The sequence below is a fragment of the Mesorhizobium maamorense genome (genome assembly GCF_044998965.1).
In the GTDB taxonomy this organism is placed as follows: domain Bacteria; phylum Pseudomonadota; class Alphaproteobacteria; order Rhizobiales; family Rhizobiaceae; genus Mesorhizobium.
In genome coordinates, this window is sequence record NZ_CP173356.1 from 2721229 (window position 1) to 2735854 (window position 14626).

Consider the following 14626-nt stretch of genomic DNA (forward strand, 5'->3'; position numbering starts at 1 on the left):
CGCCCGGCATTTCACTCACTTCTTCGCGGCCAGCACAGCCGCCTGGGCAATCCAGTCGTCGCGCACGATACGGCCGTTGAACGACAGGTAGTCGTCGACCCAGGCGATCTCTTCGGGCGACCAGTCGGCGATCTGGCGGAACGTCCATATGCCGAGCCCGTTGAGCACCGTCTCCAGCTTCGGGCCGATGCCCGATATCTTCTTGAGATCCGAAGGCTTCGCCGGCCTCTCGATAGCCTTGGGCTGCCGGAAATCCTCGGGCAGCAGCACATCCGAAAGCTCGTCCGCTGACCGCCCCGCCTGTGCCGCCGGCACCGTGGTGGCGGCCTCCCTGGCGGCAATGTCGGTGACTTCCTGCGCGAAGGACTGCGCCTCCGCAATCAGGGTCTTGGCCGTCGCCCGCGCTCTGGTGGATGAAAGGCTCGCATCCTCGAATTGTTCGACGCGCGCCTCGAAATCCTCGATGAGCGGCTGCATGAGGCGTTGCGACGCCTCGGCTGCGCCCGACAGCGCGCCCAACCAGACGCCGAAAGCGTGGTTGGCGAGCCCAAGTCCCAGAGCCGACATCGCCGCCGCGCCCGCGACAGGGTGCGCCAGAAGGTTGACGGCGCCGGCCATCTCCTTCGGCATCATCCTGGTCAGGTCCTGGTTCATCTTCTCGATCTGGTCCAAATTGGGCATCAACGGGTGGGGTGTCGAATACGGCGCCATAGAATTCTCCTGGTCGTTTCTTCGTTCGCCCCGCCCCGTTCTTCTCGCTCCGGGCTATCGCCCATTCAATGCTTCTCTATTCCGCCGCCACCAACACCGGCTCGGCCCGGTGCGCGTTGCGCGAAAACTCGTCGATGCGCCGCTCCACCTCGCCGCGGAAGTGCCGCATCAGGCCCTGGATCGGCCAAGCGGCCGCGTCGCCCAGCGCGCAGATCGTGTGGCCTTCGACCTGCTTGGTCACGTCGAGCAGCATGTCGATCTCGCGCTTCTGCGCCTCGCCGCGCACAAGCCGTTCCATCACCCGCCACATCCAGCCGGTGCCTTCACGGCACGGCGTGCATTGGCCGCAGCTCTCATGCTTGTAGAAGTAGGACAGCCGCGCGATGGCTTTTACGACATCGGTCGACTTGTCCATGACGATGACGGCCGCCGTGCCGAGGCCGGATTTGAGGTCGCGCAGCGCGTCGAAATCCATCGGCGTATCGATGATCTGCTCGGCCGGCACCAGCGGCACCGAGGCGCCGCCAGGAATGACCGCCAGAAGATTGTCCCAGCCGCCACGGATGCCGCCGCAATGCGTCTCGATCAGCTCGCGGAACGGGATCGACATCGCCTCTTCGACGGTGCACGGATTGTTGACGTGGCCGGAGACGCAGAACAGCTTGGTGCCGACGTTGTTGGGCCGGCCGAAGGATGAGAACCAGGCCGCGCCCCGGCGCAGGATCGTCGGCGCCACCGCGATCGATTCGACGTTGTTGACGGTGGTCGGGCAGCCATAAAGGCCGACATTGGCCGGAAATGGTGGCTTCAGCCTGGGCTGGCCCTTCTTTCCCTCGAGGCTTTCGAGCAGCGCCGTCTCCTCGCCGCAGATATAAGCCCCGGCGCCATGGTGCATATAGACGTCGAAATCGTAGCCTGAAGTGTTGCCCTTGCCGATCAGCTTGGCCTCATAGGCCTCGTCGATGGCACGCTGCAGCGCCTCGCGCTCGCGGATGAACTCGCCGCGCACATAGATGTAGGCCGCGACCGCGCCCATGGCGAAGCCGGCGAGCAAGGCGCCTTCGACCAGCGTGTGCGGATCGTTGCGCAGAATGTCGCGGTCCTTGCAGGTACCGGGCTCGGATTCGTCGGCATTGATGACGAGATAGCTCGGCCGGCCGTCACTCTGCTTGGGCATGAACGACCATTTCAAGCCGGTCGGGAAACCGGCGCCGCCGCGGCCGCGCAGGCCCGACGCCTTCATCTCGTTGACGATCCACTCGCGCCCCTTGGCGACGATGCCGGGCGTGTTGTCCCAGGCGCCGCGCGCCATTGCGCCGGCCAGCGACTTGTCGAAGAGGCCGTAGATGTTGGTGAAGATGCGGTCTTTGTCCTGAAGCATTGTTCGTCCCTCAGACCGGCTTCTTGCCGAAGACGCGGATATATTCGGCGACGCCGCCCTTGGCGAGCGCCTTGGCCTGCTTGACCCAGTCGTCTCGCTCGATGCGGCCGCGGAAGGAGAGATAGCTGTCCACCCACTCCCGTTCGGCCTTCTTCCAAGACGCAACCTGGGCGAAGGTGAAGATGCCGAGCGAATGCAGGATGCTCTCGGTCCTCGGGCCGACGCCGGAGATCAGCTTGAGATCGTCGACCAGCGCCGGCCTGGCGATGCCGGCCGGCCGGTTCTTGTCTTCCAACGAAGGCTTGGCCGCTTTGGCGGGAAGCTTGGTTTCCGGCGACTTGAACGCGGAAGCCGGCTCAGCCTTGTTCAGGGGCCGCTGCGCGGCTTCAAAACTTTCTCGACCTCGGGCGCCGCCTTGTTGGCGTTTGTCGCCGAGTGGCGGGGAGCCGCGACGCTCGCCGCTTTTTCCGTTGCCGACGCGACCTTGGCCGGCGACGGCGTTTTCAGCGCCGGGCTGGTTTCAGCCGCATCGGTTTTCGGCTTGCTGGCATTGGACGGCGCGACAGGGGTGGCGGCCGGCGTTGGCACCGGCGCCGCGATGATCGCGTCGGGTGCCGCCTTGGCGGCCTTGGCGGCTTCCTGGCGTCCCTGTCACGGGTCGACTTGAGGATCGCCTTCTCGCTCTTCAGCGTCGTGAGGCCGGCGGCCGGCTCCGAGCCGGTGCGGCCGTTCTGCGGCCCCGGCGTCACCGAGGCGCCCTTGCCCGCATCGTAGAGATCTATGATTTCGGCCAGCCGTTCCGGCGTCAGGTCTTCGAACGTGTCCTTGAAGATCATGACCATCGGCGCGTTGACGCAGGCGCCGAGGCATTCGACCTCTTCCCACGACAGCGTTCCCCTGTCGTTGGTGTGGAACTGGTCATGGTGGATCTTGGAGCGGCACACGTCCATCAGCGCTTCCGAGCCGCGCAGCATGCAGGGCGTGGTGCCGCAAACCTGGATGTGCGCCCGCGTGCCGACAGGATTCAGCTGGTACTGCGTGTAGAAGGTCGCGACCTCGAGCCCGCGGATGCGCGGCATGCCGAGCATGTCCGAAATCGTCTCGATCGCGGCCTTGGTGACCCAGCCTTCCTGTTCCTGCGCCAGCATCAGCAGTGGAATGATCGCAGACTGTTCCCGGCCCTTCGGGTACTTCTTGATCCATTGCTTGGCCGCGGCCGCGTTCGCCCGGTTGAAGGCGAAGGATGCTGGCTGGACGCTGGCTTCTGCGAGACGACGGACTGACATTTAGCGATCGACCTCACCAAACACGATGTCGAGGGAGCCGAGGACGGCGGTGACGTCGGCCAGCATGTGACCGCGGCACAGGAAATCCATGGCCTGGAGATGCGCGAAACCGGGCGCGCGCAGCTTGCAGCGATAAGGCTTGTTGGTGCCGTCGGAGACCAAATAGACGCCGAACTCGCCCTTGGGCGCCTCGACCGCCGCATAGACCTCGCCGGCCGGCACGCGGTAGCCCTCGGTGTAGAGCTTGAAGTGGTGGATCAGCGCTTCCATCGAGCGCTTCATCGCCTGGCGCTTTGGCGGCACGACCTTGCCGTCGAGGTTCGACACCGGCCCGGCGCTTTCCTTGCCGAGCAGGAGATCGATGCACTGGCGCATGATCTTCGCCGACTGGCGCATCTCTTCCATGCGCACGAGGTAGCGGTCGAAACAGTCGCCGTTCTTGCCGATCGGAATATCGAAATCGAGCTCCGAATAGCATTCATAGGGCTGCGATCTGCGCAGGTCCCAGGCAGCGCCCGAGCCACGCACCATGACGCCGGAAAAGCCCCAGGCCCAGGCGTCGGCCAGCGAAACCGTGCCGATATCGACATTGCGCTGCTTGAAGATGCGATTGCCGGTCAGCAACTGATCGAGGTCGTCGATCGACTTCAGGAACGGATCGATCCACTTGCCGATGTCCTCGAGCAGCTTCTGCGGCAGGTCCTGGTGAACGCCGCCCGGACGGAAATAGGCGGCATGCATGCGCGAACCCGAGGCGCGCTCATAGAACACCATCAGCTTTTCGCGCTCGACGAAGCCCCACAGAGGCGGCGTCAGCGCGCCGACGTCCAGCGCCTGCGTCGTCACATTGAGGATGTGCGACATGATGCGGCCGATCTCGCAGTAAAGCACGCGGATCAGCTGACCGCGCTTCGGCACCTCGATGCCGAGCAGGCGCTCGGCGGCCAGTGCGAAGGCATGCTCCTGGTTCATCGGCGCGCAATAGTCGAGCCGGTCGAGATAAGGCACTGCCTGCAGGTAGGTTTTGTGCTCGATCAGCTTTTCGGTGCCGCGATGCAAGAGCCCGATATGCGGATCGACACGATCGACCACTTCGCCGTCCAACTCCAGAACCAATCTCAAAACACCATGCGCGGCAGGGTGTTGCGGTCCGAAGTTGATGTTAAAATTGCGGACGGAGGTTTCAGCCATTACTGCTTTGCCTTCTCATCCCCTGGCAGCACGTAATCGGTGCCTTCCCACGGGGACAGAAAATCGAAATTGCGGAATTCCTGCTTCAGTTCCACCGGCTCGTAGATGACGCGCTTGGCTTCGTCGTCGTAGCGCACCTCGACGAAGCCGGTCAGCGGGAAATCCTTGCGCAGCGGGTGACCGTCGAAACCGTAGTCGGTGAGGATGCGCCGCAGATCGGGGTGGCCCGAAAACAGCACGCCATAGAGATCGTAGGTCTCGCGCTCGAACCAGTCGGCGCCGGGATAGACGCCGGTGATCGACGGCACCATCGTCTCCTCGTCGGCCTGCACCTTGATGCGGATACGCACGTTCTGCTTCGGCGACAACAGGTGATAGACGACGTCGAAGCGCTTGGCCCGCGACGGATAATCGGCGCCGCAGACATCGATGACCGAGATGAATTGGCAGCGCGGATCGTCACGCAGGAAAGTCACCACTTCGATCAGATCGCGCGGTTCGATATGGATGGTGAGTTCGCCATAGGCGAACACTGCTTCATTGACGCGGCCAATCAATTTTTCGCCGAGATAGGTCGACAGTTCGCTCAGGGATGCGGCCATGGATTTACCGTTCGATCGTGCCGGTGCGGCGGATCTTCTTCTGGAGCAGAAGAATGCCATAGAGCAGCGCTTCGGCGCTCGGCGGACAGCCGGGCACATAGATGTCGACCGGCACGATGCGGTCGCAGCCGCGCACCACCGAATAGGAATAGTGGTAATAGCCGCCGCCATTGGCGCAGGAGCCCATCGAGATGACGTAGCGCGGCTCCGGCATCTGGTCGTAGACCTTGCGCAGCGCCGGGGCCATCTTGTTGGTCAGCGTGCCGGCAACGATCATGATGTCGGACTGGCGCGGAGACGCGCGAGGAGCAACACCGAACCGCTCCGAATCGTAGCGCGGCATCGAGGTGTGGATCATCTCGACGGCGCAGCAGGCGAGGCCGAAGGTCATGAACATCAGCGAGCCGCTGCGCGCCCAGGTGATCAGCGCCTCGGTCGAGGTGACGAGAAAGCCCTTGTCGGCGAGTTCGTTGTTGATTTCGAGGAAGAACGGATCATCGGACCCAACCGGCCTGCCGGTATTGGGATCGATCAGACCCTTGGGCTTCGGCGCGACGAGCGTGCCGGAACTGTCGCTCAATCCCATTCGAGCGCTCCTTTTTTCCATTCATAGGCAAAGCCGATGGTCAGCACCGCCAAAAACACCATCATCGACCAGAAACCGAGCATGCCGATTTTCGAGAACGACACCGCCCACGGAAACAGGAAGGCCACTTCCAGGTCGAAGATGATGAACAGGATCGACACCAGGTAGAAGCGGATGTCGAACTTCATACGGGCGTCATCGAACGAGTTGAACCCGCATTCGTAGGCGGAAAGCTTTTCCGGGTCGGGATTGCGATAGGCCACCAGGAACGGCGCCACGATAAGCGCGACGCCGACAGCCGCCGCCACTGCGATAAACAGGACGATGGGCAGGTACGAACTGAGAAGTGCGTTCATGCTGCGGCTTTCCGTTGGCGCCAATCCATTTTGATTACAGCACCAGACCCTATTGCGGAAGCGTGACAGTTTAACCGCTGAACCGTTTTAAGGGGCCTTTGCTGCAACGCGGCGAGGGTTAGCGCAGCGCTTCCGGCGAAGCAAGTCAAACCTTGTTCAAAACACTGGCCTGGACGGCATAAGGGAAGAAACTGGTCCGATCCGCTCCTGTTTGATTTCCTTCGCTTTTTACTCCACTTTTCTCTCCTGACAGAGTTGCCGCCAAAACCCTGCTAGCATGGCCGGAATCAACTGTCCGAACGACGCTCAACAAGCCATCAGAGTCGCATCCGAATGAAGGAAAAGATCTCGCTTGCCACGGCCCGGCGTATCGCGCTCGCCGCCCAAGGGTTCACTGATCCCCGCCCCGCCGGCACGCCCGACCGACGCCACTTCGCCCGCGTGCTCTCGCGTACCGGCCTGCTGCAGATCGATTCCGTCAGCGCGGTGGTGCGCGCTCATTACATGCCGCTCTATTCGCGCCTTGGTCCCTACCCGTTCGCCTTGCTCGACAACGCCGCCGTCACGCGCAAGCGCACGGTTTTCGAATACTGGGCGCACGAGGCTTCCTTCCTGCCGGTCGAGACCTATCCGTTGATGCGTTGGCGCATGCAGCGCGCCGAGCGTGGCGATGAAATGTATCTGGGCCTGGCCAAATGGGGCCGCGAGCACGCCGCCTATATAGAAGAGATCTACCGCGAGGTCGCGGAGCGCGGCCCGATCGCCGCCTCCGCGCTCGAAGGCCAGAAAGGATCCGGCGGCTGGTGGGGCTGGAGCCACGCCAAGCATGCCTTCGAATGGCTGTTCTGGGCAGGACGCATCACCACCGCGCACCGCCGTGGCTTCGAACGCTTCTATGATTTGCCCGAGCGCGTACTGCCGCAGGCGATCCTCGATCTGCCGGTGCCGTCTGCCGAGGACGCGCATCGGGAATTGCTGCGGATATCCGCCCGCGCTCATGGCGTCGCGACAGCAAGCGACCTGCGCGACTATTTCCGCCTGTCGCCGGCCGACATGAAGGGCCGGCTGGAGGAGCTGGTTGAAACAGGCGAGCTGGTGCCGATGCGTGTCGAGGGCTGGAACAAACCGGCTTACCTCCATAAGGAGGCCCGTATTCCACGAAAAATCGAGGCCCGCGCCTTGCTGGCGCCGTTCGATCCGGTCGTTTTCGAGCGCTCGCGCACGGAGCGGCTGTTCGATTTCCACTACCGCATAGAAATCTACACCCCTGCCGAAAAGCGGCAATACGGCTATTACGTCCTGCCGTTCCTGCTCGGCGACAGGATCGTGGCGCGCGTCGACCTCAAGGCCGACCGGCCGGCCAGCGTGCTACGCGTCCACGCGGCCTATGCCGAGCCCAGCGCGCCGCCTGAAACCGCCGCGCAACTCTTCCAGGAATTGACGCAGATGCAGCGCTGGCTCGGCCTCGAACGGATCGAGGTTACGCCCGCCGGCGACCTTGGGCAGCCGCTCGCCGACATTGCCGTGTCGTAGACGCGCGTTGACACCGCCGCCTGCAAGAGCCTAAATCCAATCCAGACGGTCTCCTCTCGGCAAAGGGAGGAGCCAAGAGGGAATGCGGTGCGAAATCTCGATTTCAAATCCGCGGCTGTCCCCGCAACTGTAAGCGACGAGCCAAGGCCGAAAACCACTGGGACGGTCCCGGGAAGGCGGCACGAAGGCGATGACCCGCGAGCCAGGAGACCTGCCGTCTGAGACTTAAGAATCCGATCGCCCGGCGGGTTTTCCGGGCAAGGAGCCCGATTTGGAACGCGACAGCAGTTTCCCGGCTGAAACAGCGGACATTTTGTCTGGCGATAGCGACGCCTTGGCCGGTGTCACTGTCATCATCTGCGCTTCCTGCCGCGACGAGACCGGTTCCGATGCCAATCCCCGCGCCGGCGAAGTTTTGGCTCAAGATACGCGCCAAGCCGCAATGGCCGACAATGTCCGCGTCCGCACCGTCGAATGCCTCGGCAACTGCAAGCGCCGCCTCAGTGCCGCGATTCTTCGCGACGGCTGCTGGAGTTATGTCTTCGGCGACCTGAACATCGCCAGCGGCGCCGATCTCGTCACCGGCGCGAAACTCTTCGCCGCTTCGACCGACGGCCTCATTCCGTGGCGCGGCCGTCCGGATTCCCTCAAGCGCGGCCTCGTTGCCCGCATTCCTCCCCTCGACATGCTGAAGGACTGATCATGACCGCCGCAGTTTCCGCCGCCACTCTCTCCCGCGTCCCCTGTACCGTCGTCACCGGCTTCCTGGGTGCCGGCAAGACCACGCTGGTCCGCCATCTCCTGGAAAACGCGGGCGGCAAGCGTATCGCCATCATCGTCAACGAATTCGGCGACATCGGCATCGACGGCGAGATCCTCAAGGGCTGCGGCATCGACACCTGCCCGGAAGAAAACATCGTCGAACTGGCCAATGGCTGCATCTGCTGCACCGTCGCCGACGATTTCGTCCCGGCGCTCGACCAGATCCTGTCGCTGACGCCGAAGGTCGACCATATCCTGATCGAAACCTCGGGCTTGGCTCTGCCCAAGCCGCTGGTCCAGGCCTTCCAGTGGCCGACGGTGAAGAGCCGGGTGACAGTCGACGGCGTGATCGCCGTGGTCGACGGTCCGGCACTCGCCGAGGGGCGCGTCGCCAACGACATGGACGCCCTACAGGCGCAACGCGCGCAGGACCAGACACTGGACCATGACGACCCCGTCGAGGAGGTGTTCGAGGACCAGATCGCCTGCGCCGACCTCATCATCCTGTCGAAGAGCGACCTGATGGATGCCGCAGGTTCGGCTCGCGCCAACGCCATCATTGGCGAACACTCCGCCCGCGCCGTGAAGGTCGTGCCGACGGCTCATGGCAAGGTCGATCCGTCCGTGCTGCTCGGGCTAGGCCTCGCCGTCGAGGACGACATCGAGAACCGCAAGTCCCATCATGACGGCGCCTTCGACCACGAGCACGACGACTTCGATACGTTCATCGTCGACATCCCCTCGATCGCCAACCCGGACGACCTGGCAAAGCGCGTCGCCACCGCCGCCGAACAGGAGAACGTGCTGCGGGTGAAAGGCTTCGTCGAGGTCGGCGGCAAGCCGATGCGGCTGTTGCTGCAGGCGGTCGGTCCGCGCGTCAATCATTATTATGACCGCGCTTGGACGGCTGACGACGACCGCCGCTCGCGCCTGGTCGTCATCGGCCTCAAGGGGCTGAACCGCCCGGCGATCGAGCATATCCTCGCCGGCTGAGGCAACACCGACCGCGATGCACATCCTCACCACCACATCCGCCTCGCTCGACGATCTCGCCGAGCCGGTCGATCTGCGGCAGACGCCGGCGGAAATGGTGGCGCTGTCGTTCACGGACAGCGACCTGGCCGGACTGGCAGCGGCCTGGAAAGGCGACGCCGATCGGCTGCCCACGATGCGGCTGGCCGCGCTGCGCGACCTGCGCCACCCCATGTCCGTCGACCTCTGGATCGACAGCGTCGCCCGTCACGCCAAAGTCATTCTGGTGCGTATTCTCGGCGGTTACGAGTGGTGGCGCTACGGCTGCGACCAGTTGGCCGTGGTTGCCCGTGAGCGCGGCATAAAGCTGGCACTGCTTCCCGGTGAAAGCCACGACGAGGACATCAGGCTGATCGAAGCCTCGACGCTGCCGCGCGAGGAACTGGACGGGCTGCTCAATTATTTCCGCCAGGGCGGCCCGGCCAATATGAGCGCGCTGGTGCGCAGGCTGGCGCGGTTGGCGGGGCGGGATGTGACGACTGCCGAACCGATTAGCGTGCCGAAAGCCGGGTTTTATGAGCCGGGGCGCGGAGTCGTGGAGAAGCCGGACTTATCGAATGTCGGCATTCCGTCACACCCCCCTCTGTCATACCGGACATCTCGCCTGCGAGGGGGGAGATCAGCTGTCATCAAAGCCGGCTCCTCTTTTGTTGCGTCAGAAAAGGATGTGTTTGCACCATCTGAAAGGGGCGAGAGCGTCGATGACGGGGCAATCTCCCCCCTTGCGGGGGAGATGTCCGGCAGGACAGAGGGGGTGTGACGGGACTCGACGTTGACAACATCAATGCTCGCACCATTCCCGTCCTCTTCTACCGCTCGATGCTGCTCGCCGCCGATGTCGCGCCGATCGACGCGCTTTTCGAGGCGCTACGGCAGCGCGACATGCTCCCCGTCCCCATCTTCGTCTCCAGCCTGAAAGACCCGGCATCCCTGGCGTTTGTTGAAACCGCGATTGCCCAGCTCAAGCCCGCCGCCATCATCACCGCGACCGCTTTCGCGTCCGGCGCCGAACCCGGCGTCGAAACCCTGTTCGACCGCGCCGGCGTTCCCGTCTTCCAGGTCATCGTCGCCACCACCCGCCGCGACGTATGGGAGAAGAACCAGCGCGGGCTGGCGCCCGCCGACCTCGCCATGCATGTCGTTCTGCCCGAACTGGACGGCCGCATCCTCGCCGGCGCCGTTTCGTTCAAGGGCGAAAGCGAGACCGACCCGGCGCTCGGCCACCGCGCCTTTGCCAACCGGCCGGAGCCCGATCGCGTCGAACAGGTGGCGGACCGGGTCGCGGCCTTCATCAGCCTTCGGGAAACGCCGCGCGCGGAACGCAAGCTCGCCATTCTGATCCCTGATTATCCGAGCGCTCCCGGCCGCACCGGCTATGCGGTCGGGTTGGATGTGCCATCGAGCGTGCTGGCGATGCTGCACGACCTCCAGGAACAGGGCTATGTAGTTGAGGGAATTCCCCAAACGTCGCGTGCGTTGCTGGATTTGCTGGAGCGCAGCAAGGCTGGGTTGGAGTTGGATGAGTACCTTGCCTTCTCAACGGAATTGCCGGGCGCAGCAATTGCTGCCGTAGAAGCAGCTTGGGGCAAAGCCGAAGGCGAGACAGGTTTGCGCGAGGCACCCCCTCTGTCCTGCCGGACATCTTCCCCGCAAGGGGGAGATTACGCCGTCATCTCTGTCTTCGCCAATCTCCAACGTTGCAAGAGTAGCTCCAGCGTCGAAACTGCCAATCTCCCCCTTGCGGGGGAGATGTCCGGCAGGACAGAGGGGGTGTTCAAGCGCTGCCCGCCGCCAAATTCCCCTTCCGCGCCGCGACCTTCGGCAACATCACCGTGGCGCTGGCTCCAGACCGCGGCCGCTCGGCCGACCGCCGCGCCGACTATCACGACCCGACGCTGCCGCCGCGCCATGCGTTGCTCGCCTTCGGCCTGTGGCTGCGCAAATTGCTTGGCGCCCATGCGCTCATCCATGTTGGCGCGCATGGCACGCTGGAATGGCTGCCGGGCAAGACGGTTGCGCTTTCGCAAAGCTGCTTCCCCGAGATCGTCACCGGTCCCCTGCCCGTCATCTATCCCTTTATCGTCTCCAATCCCGGCGAGGCGGCGCAGGCGAAGCGGCGGATCGCCGCCGTCACGCTCGGCCATCTGCCGCCGCCGCTCACCGGCGCCGGATTGGACAAGAACCAGCACAGGCTCGAACGGCTGGTCGACGAATACGCCCAGGCTGACGGTCTCGACCGCCGCCGCCGCGACCGTCTGGCCAGTCTGATCGTCGAAACCGCGCAGACGACGGGCCTCGCCGCGGAGGCCGGCGTTGCCCGCACCGACGCGCCGGACGAGGCCCTGCGCCGCATCGATGCCTGGCTCTGCGACCTGAAGGATTTCGCTATGAAGGATGGGCTGCATGTCTACGGCCGCGCGCCCGACGAAGAGCCCGACCTTATGCGCCGGCAAAGCGCCGAGGCCGAAAAGGCCGCCCTTCTTGCCGCGCTCGACGGTCGTCATGTCACCGCGGGCCCGGCCGGCGCGCCCGCGCGCGGGCGTTCCGACGTTCTGCCCACCGGCCGCAACCTGTTCACGTCGGACCCGCGCGCCATGCCGACGCCGACGGCTTACGACATCGGCAAGGCTGCCGCCGAGGAAGTGGTGCGTGCCTATATGCAGTCGCATGGCGACTGGCCGCGCTCGCTGATCATCGACCTCTGGGGTTCGGCGTCTTTGCGCACCGGCGGCGAGGAGATCGCGCAGGGGCTTTCGCTGATGGGCTGCCGCCCGCAATGGGATGCCGCCACAGACCGCGTCACCGGCATCGAGGTGTTGGCACCGGCAGCGCTTGGCCATCCGCGCGTCGACGTCACCTGGCGCATATCGGGCCTGTTCCGCGACATGTTCCCGACCCAGATCGCGCTGATCGATGCCGCTGCCAACGCCGTTGCCGCGCGCGACGAGGACGATTCGGAAAATCCGCTCGCCGCAAGGACCCGCGCCGAGGGCAAGATCAGCCCGCGCATCTTTGGCACCTCGCCTGGCACTTACGGCGCTGGCGTCGAGGAAATCCTGTCGAGCGGCGACTGGGCGGCGCGCGAGGAAATCGGCCGCGCCTATCTCGATGCCACGTCGCATTCCTATGGCGGCGCCGGCGGTGAGGGGATCGCCGCGCCCGGCGCATTCGAGAACCGCATCGCCGAAGCCGATCTTCTCGTCCACACCGGCGACGATCCCGGCCGCGACATCCTCGAAGGCTCGGCCGATGTCGCTTTCATCGGCGGCTTCTCGGCCGCCCTTGCAGCGCTTGGCAGGAATGCCGACGTCATCGTGCTCGACACGACCGATCCGCAGAGGCCGAAGCCGCGTTCACTTAGTGAGGCCGTGACGCGCGTCGTGCGCGCCCGCGCCGTCAACGCCCGCTTCATAGCGGGCCAGATGCGCCACGGCCCGCGCGGCGCCTCGGAATTCGCCGAAACGGTCGACCGGCTGGTTGGCTTCGCCGAAACCACGCAGGCCATACCGGGCGCGCTGATAGACGCCGTGCACGATGCCTATCTCGGCGATGCGGACGTCCGCGCCTTCATCCTGCGCGAAAACCCAGCCGCCGCGAAAGCCATTGCCGAACGCCTCCTGTCGGCGCGCCGGCGGGGCCTGTGGCATCCCTTGCGCAATTCGATCGACGACGATCTCGCGGCACTGATTGCCGAGGCACGGGAGTTGGCGGCATGAACGCCTACTCGCGCCGCGGCGCCTGCCCGGCTCTTTCGGCGCCGATGCAGACCGGCGACGGCCTGCTGGTGCGGCTCAACCCGGTCGCCGGAGGATTGTCGCCGAAGCTTCTGATCGGGCTGGCAGAATCCGCCCTGCGGCACGGCAACGGCATCATGGAAGTGACAGCGCGCGGCAGCTTGCAAATACGCGGATTGACCACGCAAAGTGCAACCCTGCTGGCGAAGGAAGTCGATGCGCTGGGCATTGTGGTCCGCACTGGCGTACCAGTGGAGACCGGACCACTGGCCGGCATCGATCCGCAGGAGATCGCCGACCCCAGGCCGCTGGCTGATCGGATCAGGGAAGCGGTCGAGGACGCCGGGCTGACGCAGCGGCTCGGGCCGAAGGTTTCGGTCGTTGTCGACGGTGGCGGGCAACTCACGATGGATGCTGTGACGGCCGACGTGCGGCTGAAGGCGGCGAGCACCGAGGCGGGAATCCGCTGGCGGGTGTCGGTTGCCGGTGACGGGCGGAATGCAAGGCTGCTCGCGGTTGCTGATGAAGGTGTGGCTCGTGATATAGCCGTCGCGGCTCTAAGGATGATCGCCGAGAAAGGCCGCGATGCTCACGCAAGGGATTTGTCGGAGCGGCAGTTGGTGTCCCTGGCGGGTTGGCTATGCCTGACAAGTTTGCGCGAGGCGCCCCCCTCTGTCCTGCCGGACATCTCCCCCTCAAGGGGGAGATTACGTGGTCACCGACGGTTTCGCCAATTTCCGGTGCTGCTAAAGAAAAGCCGACGTCGAAGCCGCCGATCTCCCCCTCGAGGGGGAGATGTCCGGCAGGACAGAGGGGGGCGCCTCGCGCAAACCTATCGGCCTTTTCCCCTTAGCCGGCGACGTCCACACTCTCGGCATCGGTCTCCCCTACGGCAGCATGCCCGCCGAAAGGCTCATCGCCCTCGCTCAAAGCGCTCTCACCCTCGGGACGTCGGAAATCCGCCTCGCCCCGGGCCGCGCCCTGCTCTTCCTCGGCCAGCCACCAGCCGCCAATCCTTCCCTCCAGCAAACAGCCGCCACCCTCGGCTTCGTCACCTCCCCCACCGACCCGCGCACGCGCATCGCTGCTTGTCCCGGCGCGCCGGCTTGCGCCTCGGGTCGCGTCGCCACGCGCGACATCGCCGAGGCGATTGCCACCGAAAACGCCGATAGTCTCGACTTCACCTTGCATGTTTCGGGCTGCGCCAAGGGCTGCGCGCATCCCGGCCCAGCGGCGCTGACTGTGGTCGGCGGCGAAAATGGAGCCGGACTTGTCGTGAACGCGACGGCAAAGGCCCTTCCTGCCGGTTACAGGCCGGGCTATGACGCCGCGCGCGGCATCGGCCGCGTCGCGGCGGCAATCCGCAGCGCACGCTATCAGGGCGAGACCGCCGCCGCCTGCCTGACAAGGCTGGGGCCGGCCGGCATCGCAGAGGCTTATCGACAGGAATGA

The 14626-nt window shown here is 64.8% G+C and carries 9 protein-coding genes, 3 pseudogenes and 1 riboswitch; of the genes and pseudogenes, 5 read left to right on the forward strand and 7 right to left on the reverse strand.

Annotation, left to right across the window (positions count from 1 at the left end):
* Positions 1-15: 15 nt before the first annotated feature.
* The 7 genes and pseudogenes from ACIU1A_RS13870 to ACIU1A_RS13900 form a co-directional block, all read right to left on the reverse strand.
* Positions 16-711: an NADH-ubiquinone dehydrogenase gene (locus ACIU1A_RS13870; RefSeq protein WP_140495581.1), complete on the reverse strand. Its 696-nt coding sequence runs from the start codon at positions 709-711 to the stop codon at positions 16-18.
* Between the two features lie 76 nt (positions 712-787).
* Complete coding sequence (gene nuoF / locus ACIU1A_RS13875) at positions 788-2092, reverse strand: NADH-quinone oxidoreductase subunit NuoF (RefSeq protein WP_140521143.1); 1305 nt, start codon at positions 2090-2092, stop codon at positions 788-790.
* 10 nt (positions 2093-2102) lie between these two features.
* Positions 2103-3378 (reverse strand): annotated as a pseudogene (locus ACIU1A_RS13880) (NADH-quinone oxidoreductase subunit E).
* Entirely contained in the window at positions 3379-4569 is a 1191-nt protein-coding gene (locus ACIU1A_RS13885) for an NADH-quinone oxidoreductase subunit D (protein ID WP_140495578.1), read from the reverse strand. It abuts the pseudogene before it with no gap.
* The gene (locus ACIU1A_RS13890) at positions 4569-5171 is read right to left on the reverse strand and encodes an NADH-quinone oxidoreductase subunit C (protein ID WP_404927534.1); all 603 of its coding nucleotides are present in this window, start codon (positions 5169-5171) and stop codon (positions 4569-4571) included. The genes ACIU1A_RS13885 and ACIU1A_RS13890 overlap by 1 nt, the downstream gene beginning before the upstream one ends.
* 4 nt (positions 5172-5175) lie before the next feature.
* A complete protein-coding gene (locus ACIU1A_RS13895; RefSeq protein WP_140495576.1) occupies positions 5176-5757 on the reverse strand; it encodes an NADH-quinone oxidoreductase subunit B family protein in 582 nt (193 codons plus the stop codon).
* Positions 5748-6113 (reverse strand): NADH-quinone oxidoreductase subunit A, encoded by a 366-nt coding sequence (locus ACIU1A_RS13900; protein ID WP_140495575.1) that lies wholly within the window; start codon positions 6111-6113, stop codon positions 5748-5750. The genes ACIU1A_RS13895 and ACIU1A_RS13900 overlap by 10 nt, the downstream gene beginning before the upstream one ends.
* 333 nt (positions 6114-6446) lie before the next feature.
* Between ACIU1A_RS13900 and ACIU1A_RS13905 the strand changes: the two genes are divergently transcribed.
* From ACIU1A_RS13905 to cobG, 5 genes and pseudogenes are all read left to right on the forward strand, one after another.
* Positions 6447-7646 (forward strand): winged helix-turn-helix domain-containing protein, encoded by a 1200-nt coding sequence (locus tag ACIU1A_RS13905; RefSeq protein ID WP_140521144.1) that lies wholly within the window; start codon positions 6447-6449, stop codon positions 7644-7646.
* 29 nt (positions 7647-7675) lie between these two features.
* Positions 7676-7880, forward strand: a riboswitch (cobalamin riboswitch).
* Between the two features lie 37 nt (positions 7881-7917).
* Positions 7918-8346 carry a DUF1636 family protein gene (locus ACIU1A_RS13910; RefSeq protein WP_404927535.1) on the forward strand — a complete coding sequence of 143 codons (429 nt, stop codon included), beginning with the start codon at positions 7918-7920 and terminating at the stop codon, positions 8344-8346.
* Positions 8347-8348: 2 nt separating this feature from the next.
* Entirely contained in the window at positions 8349-9401 is a 1053-nt protein-coding gene (gene cobW, locus ACIU1A_RS13915; protein WP_140495572.1) for a cobalamin biosynthesis protein CobW, read from the forward strand.
* Between the two features lie 16 nt (positions 9402-9417).
* Positions 9418-13156: pseudogene (cobN, locus tag ACIU1A_RS13920) on the forward strand (cobaltochelatase subunit CobN).
* Positions 13153-14626, forward strand: a pseudogene (gene cobG / locus ACIU1A_RS13925) (precorrin-3B synthase). The pseudogenes cobN and cobG overlap by 4 nt, the downstream one beginning before the upstream one ends.

Coding starts and splice junctions, on each gene's coding strand:
- ACIU1A_RS13870 (WP_140495581.1), bottom strand. CDS start 711: ATGGCGCCGTATTCGACACCCCACCCGTTGATGCCCAATTTGGACCAG.
- nuoF (WP_140521143.1), bottom strand. CDS start 2,092: ATGCTTCAGGACAAAGACCGCATCTTCACCAACATCTACGGCCTCTTC.
- ACIU1A_RS13885 (WP_140495578.1), bottom strand. CDS start 4,569: ATGGCTGAAACCTCCGTCCGCAATTTTAACATCAACTTCGGACCGCAA.
- ACIU1A_RS13890 (WP_404927534.1), bottom strand. CDS start 5,171: ATGGCCGCATCCCTGAGCGAACTGTCGACCTATCTCGGCGAAAAATTG.
- ACIU1A_RS13895 (WP_140495576.1), bottom strand. CDS start 5,757: ATGGGATTGAGCGACAGTTCCGGCACGCTCGTCGCGCCGAAGCCCAAG.
- ACIU1A_RS13900 (WP_140495575.1), bottom strand. CDS start 6,113: ATGAACGCACTTCTCAGTTCGTACCTGCCCATCGTCCTGTTTATCGCA.
- ACIU1A_RS13905 (WP_140521144.1), top strand. CDS start 6,447: ATGAAGGAAAAGATCTCGCTTGCCACGGCCCGGCGTATCGCGCTCGCC.
- cobW (WP_140495572.1), top strand. CDS start 8,349: ATGACCGCCGCAGTTTCCGCCGCCACTCTCTCCCGCGTCCCCTGTACC.